The 15,669-nt window shown below is 34.1% G+C and carries 15 protein-coding genes; 6 read left to right on the forward strand and 9 right to left on the reverse strand.

The genetic code is table 11. The annotated features are described in order from the left end of the window. Positions 1-110: 110 nt before the first annotated feature. The 3 genes from HM984_RS14285 to HM984_RS14295 are packed head-to-tail and all read right to left on the reverse strand — an operon-like array spanning position 111 to position 2,841. Positions 111-662, reverse strand: a complete 552-nt coding sequence (locus HM984_RS14285; RefSeq protein WP_115812354.1) for a DUF4136 domain-containing protein — start codon at positions 660-662, stop codon at positions 111-113. Positions 663-679: 17 nt separating this feature from the next. Further along, entirely contained in the window at positions 680-2,680 is a 2,001-nt protein-coding gene (hutU, locus tag HM984_RS14290) for a urocanate hydratase (RefSeq protein ID WP_179349635.1), read from the reverse strand. Continuing rightward, positions 2,680-2,841, reverse strand: coding sequence for a C1orf53 family protein (locus tag HM984_RS14295; protein WP_179349636.1), 162 nt, complete (start codon positions 2,839-2,841; stop codon positions 2,680-2,682). Before HM984_RS14295 ends, hutU begins: the two co-directional genes overlap by 1 nt. Positions 2,842-2,891: 50 nt before the next feature. On the opposite strand from HM984_RS14295, the gene HM984_RS14300 reads away from it, so the two are divergent. Genes HM984_RS14300 through hemL form a run of 4 tightly spaced genes read left to right on the forward strand, consistent with a single transcriptional unit; the run spans position 2,892 to position 6,319 of the window. Beyond that, the gene (locus HM984_RS14300) at positions 2,892-3,221 is read left to right on the forward strand and encodes a hypothetical protein (protein WP_179349637.1); all 330 of its coding nucleotides are present in this window, start codon (positions 2,892-2,894) and stop codon (positions 3,219-3,221) included. Positions 3,222-3,268: 47 nt separating this feature from the next. After that, positions 3,269-4,183 (forward strand): 1-aminocyclopropane-1-carboxylate deaminase/D-cysteine desulfhydrase, encoded by a 915-nt coding sequence (locus tag HM984_RS14305; RefSeq protein WP_179349657.1) that lies wholly within the window; start codon positions 3,269-3,271, stop codon positions 4,181-4,183. A gap of 3 nt (positions 4,184-4,186) precedes the next feature. Further along, positions 4,187-5,029 (forward strand): glucosaminidase domain-containing protein, encoded by an 843-nt coding sequence (locus HM984_RS14310; protein WP_179349638.1) that lies wholly within the window; start codon positions 4,187-4,189, stop codon positions 5,027-5,029. Positions 5,030-5,032: 3 nt separating this feature from the next. Continuing rightward, a complete protein-coding gene (hemL, locus tag HM984_RS14315; protein ID WP_179349639.1) occupies positions 5,033-6,319 on the forward strand; it encodes a glutamate-1-semialdehyde 2,1-aminomutase in 1,287 nt (428 codons plus the stop codon). 52 nt (positions 6,320-6,371) lie between these two features. Here the strand turns inward: hemL and HM984_RS14320 are convergent, their stop codons facing one another. From HM984_RS14320 to HM984_RS14330, 3 genes are all read right to left on the reverse strand, one after another. Continuing rightward, a complete protein-coding gene (locus HM984_RS14320) occupies positions 6,372-6,731 on the reverse strand; it encodes a hypothetical protein (protein WP_179349640.1) in 360 nt (119 codons plus the stop codon). Between the two features lie 101 nt (positions 6,732-6,832). Further along, on the reverse strand, positions 6,833-7,318 hold the full coding sequence (locus HM984_RS14325) for a hypothetical protein (protein WP_147298363.1): 486 nt from the start codon (positions 7,316-7,318) through the stop codon (positions 6,833-6,835). 92 nt (positions 7,319-7,410) lie between these two features. Further along, positions 7,411-8,907 carry a hypothetical protein gene (locus tag HM984_RS14330; RefSeq protein WP_179349641.1) on the reverse strand — a complete coding sequence of 499 codons (1,497 nt, stop codon included), beginning with the start codon at positions 8,905-8,907 and terminating at the stop codon, positions 7,411-7,413. Between the two features lie 151 nt (positions 8,908-9,058). Between HM984_RS14330 and yiaA the strand changes: the two genes are divergently transcribed. After that, a complete protein-coding gene (yiaA, locus tag HM984_RS14335; protein ID WP_115812372.1) occupies positions 9,059-9,550 on the forward strand; it encodes an inner membrane protein YiaA in 492 nt (163 codons plus the stop codon). Positions 9,551-9,785: 235 nt separating this feature from the next. After that, positions 9,786-10,532 carry an alpha/beta hydrolase gene (locus HM984_RS14340; protein WP_257018505.1) on the forward strand — a complete coding sequence of 249 codons (747 nt, stop codon included), beginning with the start codon at positions 9,786-9,788 and terminating at the stop codon, positions 10,530-10,532. A gap of 53 nt (positions 10,533-10,585) precedes the next feature. On the opposite strand, the gene HM984_RS14345 is transcribed toward HM984_RS14340, so the two are convergent. The 3 genes from HM984_RS14345 to HM984_RS14355 all read right to left on the reverse strand — a co-directional run bounded on the left by HM984_RS14345 (position 10,586) and on the right by HM984_RS14355 (position 15,633). Next, positions 10,586-13,075, reverse strand: coding sequence for a zinc-dependent metalloprotease (locus HM984_RS14345; protein ID WP_245940383.1), 2,490 nt, complete (start codon positions 13,073-13,075; stop codon positions 10,586-10,588). Positions 13,076-13,161: 86 nt separating this feature from the next. Next, complete coding sequence (locus HM984_RS14350) at positions 13,162-14,418, reverse strand: fibronectin type III domain-containing protein (RefSeq protein WP_179349643.1); 1,257 nt, start codon at positions 14,416-14,418, stop codon at positions 13,162-13,164. Positions 14,419-14,523: 105 nt separating this feature from the next. Then, positions 14,524-15,633, reverse strand: coding sequence for an META domain-containing protein (locus tag HM984_RS14355; RefSeq protein ID WP_179349644.1), 1,110 nt, complete (start codon positions 15,631-15,633; stop codon positions 14,524-14,526). Positions 15,634-15,669: the final 36 nt, after the last annotated feature.

A 15,669-nucleotide genomic window follows, 5' to 3' on the forward strand; every position in this document is an offset into this window, starting at 1 on the left:
AAGGCGGCAAAGGTAGACTTTTTGAATTTAATCTAAAAAGCAGTAGTTTGTTAAACAAAAAAAGCATCGGTGGATACCAATGCTTTTCTATTTGTTTTGTGTGCTATATATTATTTTTCCTCTGGAGGAAACTGCTCTAACATTTGAGATACAAATTCTTTTATACGTTCGTCTTTCTTATCTGGGTTACTAGCATTAAGATTTCCTGTACCTGAACCTTGCCAGATGAGTTCTTTTTTGTTCGCATCAATAAGATCTATAAATAGCATACCTTCAGTAGTGGTTGTGACTTGGTTATTGTTCCAGCCAGATCTCCAGCCCCAGCCACCATAACCGCCCCAACCCCAAGCACCATTGCCCCAAGCATTGTTGTATACATCAACGCGTTGGTTAGATTTGGTAAATATACTCACTAGCATATTTGGATTTTCTGATTTGGTATAACCTTTCGCCATTAGTTCCGCTTCAATGGCTCTTAGAATACGACGCTTATCAATGTCGTTGATTTCTGCCTTGTCAATTCCGGGTTTGAAAAATGCAAAGGTTTTATAATTGTCAAAATTTGCTTCTCTATCGTAATCAGCTGCAACTCGTACGGAGCTGCAAGAAGCTAATCCTATCAATAAGAGAAACATTGGTGTAAATTTTAATAGCTTTTTCATAATTTCTTTTTTTTTAATTATACTTTATCTAATAAATTATCATCAACGAAATTAGGTAAGGTTATTTTTAAATTAGGTTCGACTTCCATAGCACGTTTTATTGCAAAAACGGCTCCTTCATTTCTAGCCCAACTTCGTCTTGAAATACCGTTATTAACGTCCCAAAACAGCATTTGTTTTAATTTTTTTGATGCTTCCTTAGTACCATCAAGAACCATACCAAATCCACCGTTTATAACTTCGCCCCATCCAACGCCTCCTCCGTTATGAATGCTTACCCATGTGGCTCCTCTAAAGCTATCACCAATCACATTTTGTATAGACATATCTGCTGTAAAACGAGAGCCGTCGTAAATATTACTAGTCTCTCTGTATGGGGAATCGGTTCCTGAGACATCGTGATGATCTCTTCCTAAAATAACAGTTTCAATTTCTCCATTCTTTATGGCTTGGTTAAAGGCTTCGGCAATTTTCATGCGTCCTTCTGCATCTGCATATAAAATTCTGGCTTGTGAACCTACCACGAGTTTGTTTTCTTGCGCACCTTTAATCCATTGAATATTATCAGCCATTTGTTGCTGAATCTCTTCAGGGGAATTCTTTTTAATGTCTTCTAAAACTTTACAGGCAATAGCATCTGTTTTTATCAAATCTTCCGGCTTACCAGAAGCACAAACCCAGCGAAATGGACCAAAGCCATAATCGAAACACATTGGTCCCATAATATCTTGAACATAACTTGGGTATCTAAAATCGATACCATTTTCTGCCATAATATCAGCACCAGCACGAGACGCTTCTAACAAGAAGGCGTTTCCATAATCGAAGAAATAAGTGCCTTTTGAGGTGTGCTTGTTTATAGCGTTTGTATGACGACGTAAGGTTTCTTGAACTTTCTCTTTAAATAATTCTGGTTGGTTCGCCATCATGTCGTTAGCATCTTCAAAAGAAATATCCGCAGGATAATAACCACCAGCCCAAGGATTATGAAGCGATGTTTGGTCGCTTCCTAAGTCAACATGAACATTAGCGTCATCAAATTTTTCCCATACATCAACAATGTTTCCGAGATAAGCGATTGAAATGGTTTCTTTATCAGCTTTAGCTTTTTCAACACGAGTAACAAGTTGATCTAAATCGGTTATTTTTTCATCGATCCAACCTTGATCTAATCGTACTTGCGTGATCTTAGGATTTACTTCAGCACAAACGGTAATACAGCCTGCAATGTTTCCTGCTTTTGGTTGTGCGCCAGACATGCCTCCTAATCCTGAGGTGACAAATAAATTGCCTTTTGGTTCTTTTTTGATTTTCCTAAAACCGTTAAGCACTGTGATAGTTGTGCCATGTACGATGCCTTGTGGGCCAATATACATGTAGCTTCCGGCAGTCATTTGGCCGTATTGTGTAACGCCTAAAGCGTTGAATTTCTCCCAGTCATCTGGTTGGGAGTAATTCGGAATCATCATACCGTTAGTTACCACAACTCTTGGTGCTTCTTTATGCGATGGAAACAATCCCATAGGATGACCAGAATACATGGTCAGGGTTTGTTCATCATTCATTTCTGCCAAATACTTCATGGTTAGTCGGTATTGTGCCCAGTTTGAAAACACGCCTCCATTACCACCATAAGTAATTAATTCGTGGGGATGTTGTGCCACGGCATAATCTAAATTATTCTGAATCATTAGCATAATAGCGGCAGCTTGTGTTGATTTTGCAGGATATTCAGAAATTGGTCTGGCATACATTTTATAGTCTGGTCGTAAACGGTACATGTAGATTCTGCCATAAGTATCTAACTCGTTTTTAAACTCAGGTAATAAGGTTTTATGATCTTTTTTGTCAAAATAACGCAAAGCATTTCTAAGCGCTAATTTTTCTTCTTCTGCAGAAAGAATTGCCTTGCGTTTCGGTGCATGATTTATCGAAGTATCGTAAGGCTTTGGTTCTGGTAATATGTTTGGAATGCCTTCTAAAATTTGATCTTTAAACGAGAGTTTTGTAGTATGCATTACTTCTTTTTTAATGTGTTTTTGTTGAATCCATATGGACAATGTCTGCAGCCGCTTTCGCAACAATAACCACGTTTTAAATGGTATTGCTCAGTAAAACAGCGGTAACCTTCTGGTGTTAGGTAGTAGTCACCGTCTTCAATGGGAATATATTTTTTCATATGTAAACAAAGATAACGTAATTTGGTTTGATTTTTGAAACGAATAAAGCATGATATTGATTTCGAAATATTTAGTGCCAAAAGGTTATCTGGGAATTACTATTTTTCCTTTTATGTTTTTAAAGACTGAAGATTTAAAGCGTAATGCTGTACTAATAAATCATGAAAAAATTCATCTCAAACAACAGCTTGAGTTGTTGATTCTTCCATTTTATGTGCTGTACACAATTGAATTTTTATGTCGATTAATTCAAAATAAAAAATGGGATTTAGCCTATAGGAATATTTCTTTTGAACGTGAAGCATATAGGCATGAAAAGGATCTCGACTATTTAAAATCGAGACCTTTGTATAATGTGTTTAAATTTATTAGAAATTAATTATTGCGATTTTTTCTTCGCCATCAACTAACTTTGTTGTTGTAAAAATAAAGCCGTTGTTAAATAATAGTACTCATAATCAGCATTTATCTCTTCCAAATACTTCTATTAAAATAGCAATTAAGCGCGAAGACTTAATTCATCCGTTTATTTCTGGAAATAAGTATCGTAAGTTAAAATTCAATATTGAAGACGCTAAAGTGAATAATGTAAAAACCTTATTAACCTTTGGAGGTGCATTTTCAAACCATATTGCTGCTGTGGCTTATGCCGGAAAAGAATATGGTTTTAATACGATTGGGGTCATAAGAGGGGAGGAGTTAAGGGAAAAGAAAGATTTAAACCCAACCTTAACGTTTGCAAAATCTTGTGGTATGCAGTTTGAATTTGTGTCTCGGGAGGTCTATCGAACTAAAACAGACAGTGCTTTTATAAATAGCTTAAGAAATGAATTCGGGGATTTTTATTTAATTCCCGAAGGAGGTACAAATGAATTAGCAGTAAAGGGTTGTGAGGACATCCTAGAAGAAAACGATTCTAAATTTGATTATATCTGTTGTGCAGTAGGAACAGGTGGGACAATTTCAGGATTAATTAATTCATCTGAAAAGCATCAAAAAATATTAGGCTTTCCGGCTTTAAAAGGTGATTTTTTACAAGAAGATATTCGTAAATTTGCAAATCAAGACAATTGGAAATTAATAACGGATTATCATTTTGGTGGTTATGGTAAAATAAAGCCCGAGTTGATTTCGTTTGTTAATACGTTTAAGAATGATTATAATATTCCATTAGATCCGATTTATACAGGTAAAATGCTATTTGGAATATTTGATTTAATTGCTCTTGGATATTTTCCAGCGGATTCTAAAATACTTGTCATACATACCGGAGGTTTGCAAGGTATTGCAGGTGTAAATGATATGTTGAAGCGTAAAAATCGCCCTTTAATTGAAATATAAAACATGAAGTTCAAATATTTAATCTTATTAGTTGCTGTATTTGCAATGAGTTGTGGTCCTAAAAAAGGTATTGTAACTAAAAAGAAACGAAGTAGTACGACTAAAACAGTTGTAGTAAAAGACAAAAAAGAGGAGGTTAAAACGGTTAAAACGGTTGAAACAAATCCGTCAGCTGTAGAAGAAAATAAAGCTCCAAGTAGTGTTGAGGTTTATATTAGTTTATATGCTGAAATTTCTAAAAACAAAATGCGGACTCATAAAATTCCAGCGAGTATTACCTTGGCTCAAGGTATTTTAGAATCTGGTGTTGGAAAAGGACGTTTAGCGGTTAAGGCAAATAATCACTTTGGGATTAAATGCCACGGTTGGACAGGTGCTAAGATTTATCATGATGATGATCGTTCACAAGAATGCTTTAGGAAATATGATAAAGCAGAAATGTCTTACGAAGACCATTCTGAATTCTTAACAGGCCGTAGCCGTTATGCGAGTTTATTTGATCTAAGACCCGATGATTATAAAGGTTGGGCTAAAGGCTTAAGAGCGGCAGGTTATGCAACAGATCGTAAATATCCTGAAAAACTGATTAGCTTAATTGAACGCTATAATCTTGATAAATATGATGATGAAGTCCTCAATGGAACAACTACTAAGTCATCGCGCAGATCAACCACTATAATAGAGGGGCCAAAGAAGGTGACGTCTAAAAAGCACACGGTGGCTAAAGGAGATACGTTGTATTCTTTATCTAGATTATATAAAACTACGGTTGATGCTATTAAAGTTAAAAATAATTTAAAATCAAATGACCTTACTATTGGTCAAGAACTTATTATTCCAAATTAATTTATGTTATATAAAAGAAGTAGTGCTTTGTTTCAAGACGCACAAAAGGTTATTCCTGGTGGTGTAAATTCACCTGTAAGGGCTTTTAATGCCGTTGGAGGAACACCAATTTTTGCTAAGTCAGCAAAAGGGGCTTATGTTTATGATGAAGATGGAAATCGTTTTATAGATTATATAAATTCTTGGGGTCCAATGTTACTTGGTCATGCATTTCCTCCTGTAGTTGATGCCGTTATTGAAAAAGCAAAACAAGGAACTTCCTTCGGGATGCCAACAGCTATTGAAACTGAGATCGCAGAATTAGCAGTTTCTATGGTGCCAAATATTGATAAAATTCGTTTTGTTAATTCAGGGACTGAAGCGTGTATGAGTGCTATTCGTTTAGCTAGAGGTTTTACTAAAAAAGATAAGATTATAAAATTTGCGGGTTGTTATCATGGGCATAGCGATTCGTTTTTAATTGCAGCAGGAAGTGGTGCTATAACCTTTGGAACACCAAATAGTCCTGGTGTCACAGAAGGAACTGCAAAAGACACGTTATTGGCAAGGTATAATGATCTTGAAAACGTAAAGGAATTAGTCGAAGCAAATAAAGATGCTATAGCAGCAATTATTATTGAGCCTGTTGCTGGTAATATGGGCTGTATTCCTCCGGTTGATGGATTTTTAGAAGGCTTGAGAGCTATTTGCGACTCTCATAATATCTTATTGATTTTTGATGAGGTAATGACCGGTTTTAGATTGGCAAATGGTGGAGTACAAGCGCTTAAAAATATTAATGCAGATATCGTTTGTTTCGGAAAAGTTGTTGGTGGTGGATTACCTGTTGGTGCTTTTGCTGCTCGAAATGAAATTATGAACTATTTAGCTCCAATAGGTCCTGTGTATCAGGCAGGAACGTTAAGCGGCAATCCGTTAGCTATGGCGGCAGGTTTGGCAATGCTTAAAACTATTAATGCCGATAAAGGATTAATGAATAGGTTAGAGGAGAAAACAAAATACCTTCATAATGGTATTGCGGATGCGCTTAATAAGAATAATGTAACACATACTATCAATAGAATAGGGTCTATGATTTCTGTGCATTTTTCAGAAGATGCTGTCGTGGATTTCGATTCTGCTGCTAAAGGGAATAATGAAACGTTTAAAAAGTTCTTTCACGGCATGTTAAACAAAGGTATTTATATTGCACCAAGTGCTTTTGAAACTTGGTTTATAACAGATGCATTAAGCTATGAAGATTTAAACGAGACGATTGCAGCTGTCGAGGAGATTGCAAAAGATTTGTAAACAAAAAAAAGTCTCGCACATGGCGAGACTTTTTTTATATAAAAAATTGAGCTTAACTTTTTTGAAAACGTTTAAAGCGCTCAAATTGTACTTTGTTTAAAAGAACTTTCATCTTGCTATCAAGCGTTTCATTTGTGGCTGTTGTTCTAATGAATACTTCTTTTTCAGTTGAATTTTTTTCATTTTCAATGAAATATAAATCGCTAGTATGCTCTTTTATTGCTTTGTAGACTTCTGCTGTCTTGTCTTTTTCTAACTGAATAAATTTAATTAAACCTTTAGTTGTCTTAATAGCTTTAGCTTCTATAATAGCATTTGCTTCTTTGTCAGTATTGCTGTTTTGTGCAACAGCAGTATGGGTTCCTAAAAATAGTGCAAATACAAATAAACAGAGTGTGATAGTCTTTTTCATTATTAATTTTTAAATTCGACACTAAAATAACAATTTTATTCAATAAAAAGAAAAAGTATCACCGAAGCGATACTTTTTCTTTAAAATAAGACGATTATATATTAGTTTTCGTCTTGTTGTTTGTTGTGTTTTCCTTCGTGTTTTCCATCACGTTTTTTATGACGATCACCTCTTTTTTTATGATCTCTAGGCTTCATTTTTTCGAACTTAGCATACTGTTCTGCATTTAAGATTGTTTTCATTTCGCGCTTCATTTCAATCTGCTGATCTAATCTGGTATTTTGCATCTTAAGGAATTCTTCTTGAGAAGGTCTTTCTCTTTTTTCTCCTTCTGCAGCTTTATGTTTTTGCCTTAAACCTTCATTGGCTTTTGCTTCGCTTAATAAAATACTATGTACTTTTTTCTGCTGCGCATCGGATAAGTCTAGTTTTAAAGTTAATTTTTTTGATTTTAAATCTGCAATATCACTTGGTGTCATTTGCATTCTTAATTCTGATCTATCTTTGCGGTCCGATCTCTTTTCTTTTTCCTGTGCCATGCCATTTAGTGTAAATAGAGCTACGGCGATTACTAATAAATTTCTCATGTCGTTTATGTTTTATGTTATACTTATTTAGACCTAGAGTCATTATTTAGGTTTAACGCTGGTTAGGCTTTTAACACGTATTTTAACATTTATTACATTTTTATTAGCCTCAACGTTAATTGAAATATATTTTCTTTTTCAGCCTTACTTTTTAGCCATGCATAGAAGCTTATTATAAAAATATCTTCTTTGTTTATTGTAGTCCACTCAAAAGTTAGTTCTAATTTATTCAGGAATTCTGGTGTGCCTATGCTTTCAGGTTTTATGTAATACTGTTCGGCAAACTTTATAAAAGTTAGAATTCGGGGTTGTCCAATTTGTTTTAAGTAGCTTGAGTAGCGTCGCCTAAAACTTTTTAATCGCGAATAGAATAAATCATCTTCTTGTAATTCTATATATAATAGAAGTTCGGCAACGTTTTTTTTAATCACCCAATCTATACCTGCTTTTTCTTTATACCATCGGTCGGTATGATAAAATTTGGATGAAATGGATTTGGCTTTTGTAAAGTCTCCTTTTTGAAAGTAAAACATAAAGCATGTTAGCTGTAAGTCGAGTAAGGTTTCTGTGTCTTCATGTTTTTTATTAGTGAAACTTTCAATTAGTGTAATAGCGTCATCTTGTTCGTTACTATAGTTGAGGTTTAAAGCTTTGACTAAGGTTTTTTTTAATATGAAGGGTTTGTAATAGGCCCGTTTTTTTAGCTGCATGAGCTGTTCCATTTCATCGATGTAGCGTGTAGAAGCTTCAAATTTTTTATTCCTGAAAAGCGTGTTAGCAATGATATAAACGATTTCAATTTGATAAAAAAGTTGCTTGTCAGTTTCCTTCTTTTGTTTTAGAATGTCATAACTCTTCATTACAAAGCTTTCTATGGAATAATATTTTTTTGTGACTAAAGCCGAAATATTAGCAATCGCTAAAATTTGATACAAGGATTTAAAGGAAAGCGACGTGTTAATTTCGATATTATGTACTTTTAGTAGGTGTTCTAGTTCTAATTCAAAATCAATGACGGTGCCTTCATAAGTGACGTCATTTAACATCGATTTTAATTTAGCATACACGATATTGAGTTCATCTTCTAATTGATGCTTTTTCTGGTTTTCTTTTTGTTTTACAATTAAGTCATCTAATCCTGCTTTAGGGTAATTAGAGGCATATTGGATTTTGGTATGATAGATTTCGTTGAGTATTGGGAACATTAAATGCTCATCTGCTAAGCGTTCAGCCTTGTCTAAAACTTTATATGCTATCTCATATTTTTTTTGAAGTAAAAAGGTTCGTGATGCCAAAATGTACTTAATAACCTGTATGTCTATGGAGCTCTCATCTTCGAGGTTTTTATTCGCGGTAAAATCTATTAAGGATTGAAATAGGCGTTTTCTTAAGGCATGGTAAGCATTGCAGTTTTCTACTTTATAAAGTTGAACGCAAATGTTTTTAGAATCGTCATTAGAATATGCGAGTACCTTAAATAATTGAATGTTCTTGGTGTCCTTCCGCTTGTTCTTTTGTTGAAGGTAATTTACGAATTTCTGTTGCTCTTCAATTGTTAATGTATCAATTATAGATTTTAATGCTATCATTTAAACGTCATAAATATATTTAATTTATCCCTAAATATAGGTAATTTTAAATGTAGTCCATAAAATATATCGTCAGTTCTGTTTGAATTGTGGTTTTATGCTTCTTCACTTTTATTCGAGATTTGCCTCATAATCATTAAAACAAAATAGTATGAATTATCAAACAACAGTGTCTTTAAAAGACGAAGAAAATTTAAAATCAAAAAAGAAAGAAAAGAAGTTATATAATCATAAGCCAACACCAGCATTTATTGGAGCCTCGTGGTCGGCCTTACTTATTGGTATGGTTGCTTATTGTATTGGACTTTGGAATGCAGAGATGATGCTTAACGAAAAAGGCTATTATTTTACAATTCTACTTTTCGGATTATTCTCAGTAATCTCAGTACAAAAAGCCGTTAGAGATAAACTCGAAAACATTCAGGTTACCGAAATGTACTACGGTATCAGTTGGTTTACATCTATCGCATCCATAGTTCTATTAAGTATTGGACTTTGGAATGCAGATTTAGAATTAAGTGAAAAAGGCTTCTATGCTATGTCATTTACTTTGAGTTTGTTTTCGGCTATTGCAGTGCAGAAAAACACCAGAGATGTAGCTTATATAAATAATGAATTGGAGACAAAAGAAGACGACGATTAGTTTTGATGATCGGTTAATTACTAACCCAAAACCTTGCAGCATTCTTTGTGCTGTGAGGTTTTTAAAATGATTTAATATTGAGCATAATCAGTGTATTATTTTAGTTTACCTATTCCAAAAGACTATTGTAATATCTTTGGTTACTAATACTAAGAAACAAATGGAGCGCACCACTAAAGTGATATTAAAAAAAAGACTTAAAAAGTTTATAATTGTATTTTTAAGCATATTTGTTATGATAGCATCCGCTCTTTATTTTTTGCAAGAAAAGTTATTGTTTTTTCCTAATACTTTAAAGCAAAATTATCAATACCAGTTTCAACATAATTTTGAAGAATTATTCTTTAAAACAGATGAGAATACCATTATAAACGCACTTCATTTTAAGGTTGAAAACCCAAAAGGAGTTATCCTTTATTTTCATGGAAACGCTGGCGATTTAAGTCGTTGGGGAACGGTTTCAGAATATTTTGTAGATATGGAGTATGATGTCTTAATAATGGACTACCGAACCTATGGAAAAAGTACAGGAAAACTAAGTGAAGTAGCTATATATAGTGATGCACAATATTGTTATGATTATCTTTTAAAACAGTATTCCGAAGATGAAATCACCTTATATGGAAGATCTTTAGGTACCGGAATAGCTTCGTATTTAGCTTCAAAAAACAATGCAAAACAACTGATTTTAGAAACGCCCTATTACAGTATTTTAGACGTGGCGAAAGATCGGTTTCCAATTTTGCCTGTAAAACAATTGTTAAAGTATCATTTTCCAACTTATCAGTTTTTACCAAAGGCAAGGTGTCCGATTACAATTATTCATGGAACAGCGGATAGCGTTGTACCTTATGCATCAGCTAAAAAACTTTTAAAATTAAATATTGAAAACCTCGAATTTATTACGGTTGAAGGAGGTGAGCATAATAATTTAATCGAGTTTGAAGACTACCATAAAATGATTCAAACTACTTTAAACTAAAAAAAGGCTTCAAGATAACTTGAAGCCTTTTTTAGAATGTATTTAATTTTAGATTACTTAGGGTCTAAAATAAGATTAATACGCTCAATAGCATCCGCTATATGTATTCTACTCATTGAATCTCCACCACGAGCAGAACGTAATTGGCTACGTAGGGATGTTAACTCAGCTCTTACAACCGCTCTAATATCAGATTGGCTAGTATTAACAGGTGTCACCTTAACGTAAGAACTAGATCTTCTGCTAGGACCTTGGTCTTTGGCAGTCATCAAATACTCTAATCTATCAATATGTGCACGTTGTAAATTACGTCTGTAAGTATCAATTTTTTTACCTGTACGTAATTCACTCCAGATTCCTGAACGTAAATCGCTCATCATATCTGGTAAAGAATAGGCTGCACTATCAAAGGTATATGCTTCTATTAAACGTTGCATTTTTCCTAAGCTTAAAATATTATTAACAGTTCTAGATTGTAAAGCACGAACACGTTCTATAGAACCTGTAAACTCAATACGATCAAAAATGTTTTTATCAATTAACCAATCTGGAGTTTCAAATAGGTTCTCTTGAATAAAGTTCATTGCTTCCTTTTGGTGCGCTTTTGGTACAGCAGTATATACAGCTCCTTCTTGATCTGCAGCTTTGTAATTTTCGTAAACACCACCAATATTGTTAGAAACGTGACCCATATAACGATTAAATTGAGAAATCACATGACCGTACATTTCATCTAAGTCGTCATAGTTTTCACCAGCTTCAGTTGTCCATTCAATTAAGTTTGGTACAATACGTTTTAGGTTTTTAATTCCATATTCACTTGCTAACATAGCATTATCACCTAAATCTTCAGTTTGAGAACTTGGATCAACTACGTCACCAGCTTGTTGGTGTCCAAAACGATACATTGGGTCACCAGCGTGCTCCATAATCCATGCGTTAAGGATTGGCTTTTCTTCTTCTGCAGTTTTATCTAAAATTGGTCTATAACCCCAAGATATAGAATACTTATCATACGTTCCGATATCTGGCATTAAAGCGACTCCTTCATCACCTGGTTGAGCGATATAGTTAAAACGGGCATAATCCATAATTGATGGAGCAGTACCAAATTCTTTAGTGAATTCAGCATCACGTAATTTCTCTACAGGATAAGCAACACTAGATCCCATGTTATGAGGTAAACCTAAGGTGTGACCAACTTCATGAGAAGATACAAAACGAATTAAACGTCCCATAACTTCATCTTTAAATTGTGGACTTTGTGCTTCTGGGTTAATCGCAGCAGTTTGAACAAAGAACCATCCGCGTAATAAAGACATTACATTATGATACCAGTTGATATCACTTTCTAATATTTCACCTGTTCTTGGGTCACTTACGTGAGGTCCATTGGCATTTGGAATAGGAGATGCTAAATAACGCACAACTGAGTAACGTGCATCTTCTGGACTCCATTCTGGGTCTTCTTCAACCGTTGGTGGCTCTTTAGCAATGATAGCATCTTTAAAACCTGCTGCTTCAAAAGCAACCTGCCAATCTTCAATACCTTGCTTAATATATTTTTTCCATTGTTCTGGAGTCGCTCTATCGACGTAATAAACAATTTGCTTTTTAGGAACTACTAATTCACCACGCTTAAACTTCTCAATGTCTTCATCTCTAACCTCTAATCTCCAACGATCTAAATAGGTTAAAGTTTCGCTCTTTTGATCTGCTAATCCGTAATCTGTTTGGCCTCTTGCAAACCAGCCTACGCGCTCATCAAAATAACGACGCTTCATAGGTACATCTGGTAATAAAATCATAGAATTATTCATTTCTATTGAGATACTACCTGTACTAGAGTTAGATGGAGGATTTCCGGCAGCATATGTTTTTACGTGACGTGCTTCAATATTTCTAGGGTAACTCTTAATAGTCTCAATAAATGATTTATCACTTTCTAAACGCGATATTTTATAAGAAGATCTATTACGTTGAGGTAATCCTAAAGGTTTTACATCTTTCTCAAACAAAGGTGTCGCATCAATTACTGTGCTTGTAGAGTCTTTGCTAAATGCCTCAATAGGAAATGTGTATAAAACAGGTTCAAAATTAGAATTTAAAACAGCTTCACTAACAGGAAGAGAATCGGCTGCAACAACGTTGTAAGACACAACTCTAAGAACAACTTTCTTATCTTTTTTCTCCCATCTCAATACTTGCTCATTCGTTTTTCCTCCACCAAAACCTAGCCCTGAAGCAGTCTTTGCAATACGAGTTACCATTAACATTTCTCTATTGAAAAGAGAGTCTGGTATTTCGTAATAAAATTTATCGTCTAAAGAATGGACTGTAAATAATCCTTTATCACTTTTGGCATCTTTAGTGATGACTTTGTCGTAAGGCTTTGGGTCGTTTTTTCCAGGTTTCTTTGCTGAAGTTTTAGCCATTGCTGTGGCATCTTTGCCTGATTTTCCAGCTTTTTTTGCAGTAGAGCAAGAAAACGCTAAAAAGGCGGAAACTACAAAGAGTAGTTTAATGGGTACGTTTTTCAAAATAGTTAGTTTTTAAATTTTGTTGAAAATACGTATTCTATTAAGAATATGTTAATTTAAAAACTGATTTTAGTATTTCTTTAACGTCGTTAATCTAGGGTGTCTAGGTAAGATTGAATGAGTTCTACACCTTCGGTATGCATCATTGAAGTTCCTATAAAAGGCATACTTAAACCATCTAAATAAAACGATATTCTATAACTAACAAGGTGGCTTTGTTCTACAATTTGACTTTCATTGAGTGGCGTTTCAAAGGCCAAATTTAAGGTGGTTTCATCGGCGCAGCTTCCACCAGGGATATGGCAATGAGCACAATTAATATCTATGTATGCTCTTGCTCTAGCTTCTAATCTAAAGTCTCCATCTTCCCAATTCGGTAAACTTGTAATAGAAGCACTATTAGCAACACCTGTTAATTGAGAGTTGCTGATAAATTGTTCTAATTGATTTACACCATTGATTTCAAAATTCATGGATCTCAATTTTGGTCCTATGGGTATAATATTGCCATTATTACCATGGCAAGTAAAACAATCTGTATCTGACGGAATTTTATAAGTTGTAGAATTCGTGTTGCCTTCTACATCAATCCAAGTTACAGGCAGCGAGCTTCCGCCTAAATCTAAAACAGCCTCTGTCTGTTCGTCGTTCCATTTGTAATCTCCCGTTTCCCATTCGCCATTTAATTTCATTAAAATACGGGTTTCAATTATGGTTCTTCCTAAGGATAAATCGCGTTCATCGTGATTGTAGTAAAATGTTTTCGCAATTACGGTATTCTCTGGGAAAAGCGGTAAACCATCACCATCAAATTCCATGCTTGTGCCTTCAGGTAGAGCGATGATACGTTGCTTATGTGCGTAATCAGAAAATAGAGTAGTGCTAAGATTGTACTCAAATGCTTTTGTGGTAATGTTTAATTCATTCAAATTTCCTGAAAATAAATTCAACTCAGAAAGATTTGTTTTAAACTCGGTTGCTACGTTTGGGATTAAAGTTGTAAAACTATACACGTCACTATGTAAGCTACTATTAATTGAACTACAAAGGGTTTGAACGTAAACGTCGTAAGTTGTATTGGCTTGTAAATCGCTTAGTATTACGGATGTTTCGGAAACAGAAATTGTTGTGCCACTCCCTAAGGTAAATCCTGAAATACCATATTCTAAGTTGTAGGATGCTGAAGAATTAATTGCTTCCCAATTGAGTGTTGCAGAATTATCAGCAATAGCACTTGATGATATATTAGTTACACTATTACATACAGGAATAATGTCATCAATATCATTACCACATGAAAAGAAAAGGCTTACGAATACGATTAATAAATAGGATTTTTTAAACATTTGGGTGGTTTTCTGATTTATAGCTAGTTGCTAAAGTAGTAAAATTATATTTTAATCAATACGTAAACTGATAGTTAGAATACTTATAGACATTAAAAACAAAAATTAGTAATTCATAAATTTAAAGCTTTCGGTTTGATTTTGTGAATTCATAATCTTTAAAACATAACTGCCTGAAGCTAAAGTGCCAATTTCAATGTTATTAGATTGATCTAAGTAGGCGGACGTAATTAGCCTGCCTGAAAGATCATAAATAGAGTATGGATTATTGACTAAAGGCGTATCAGAAATGAGTTGTAATCTATGATTAGATATATCTGTTATTAGTTTGGTTTTTTGCGCGGTAAAACTATTAGTAGACAGGGCTTGTCTACCGTAATTAAGTTCTACCTCATTGCCATTATATATGGTTAGCATAGCATCGGAACCGCTTCCTGTAATTTCAAATGTGTATATGTTTTCATTAGGACTGAAAAAATTCATGTATGACATTTCAAAAATCGCTTGGTCTGCAATGTCACAGAAACTTAGTGTCCAACCTATATCTCTAATTATAAAAGAATTTGGTTGTATTGGATTGTCATACATACCGCTGAATCCATTACAAGTGGAGCTGCCATAAAAATCACTTTGTCCATTAATAATATCGTCAGAAAAGACTATACTTAAGTTAGGATCGAAAGTATTCTCAAGTAAAATATCAAATTCCCAAATAGAATGAATAAACCATTCTCCGCTTAGTGCGTTTGAAGGAGCATCTTCACGACCTAAGTTTATGACATCTCCTTGGCTATTTGTAAAACTTAAATTGTGTAAATCATTAGTAAATGAATACGTTAAATTTCCAGGTTCTTGTAAAATTGAAAAGTATAAGTTCTCAAAGTCAGTTTCCTCAGTTGTAGTACATGAGTTGTCTGTAGTTTCAAAATAAGGAATAAGACTTATAGCATTATTTTGTTCGCTCTCAAAGTACGAAGTAAAAGAGTTACAAATGCCATTACCGTATATATAACGTCCCCAATATTGGTCTAAAGGCGCACTGCTAAATGAATTGTGAAATTCAATATTTGGAGGTGTTGTAACCGTTGAAGGTAAATTGATGGTGTTTCCATTTGATTCAAGAGAAATTACATTCCAATTACCTATGAAGTTCTGTGAATTTATGACTATTGTAAAACATAAAAATAAGATTAAGGTTGCGTAGCTTTGTTTCATAAAATGAGCGTTTTATAAAGATTCTAATTATTAGTA

Source organism: Winogradskyella pacifica, from assembly GCF_013403915.1.
In the GTDB taxonomy this organism is placed as follows: Bacteria; Bacteroidota; Bacteroidia; order Flavobacteriales; family Flavobacteriaceae; genus Winogradskyella; species Winogradskyella pacifica.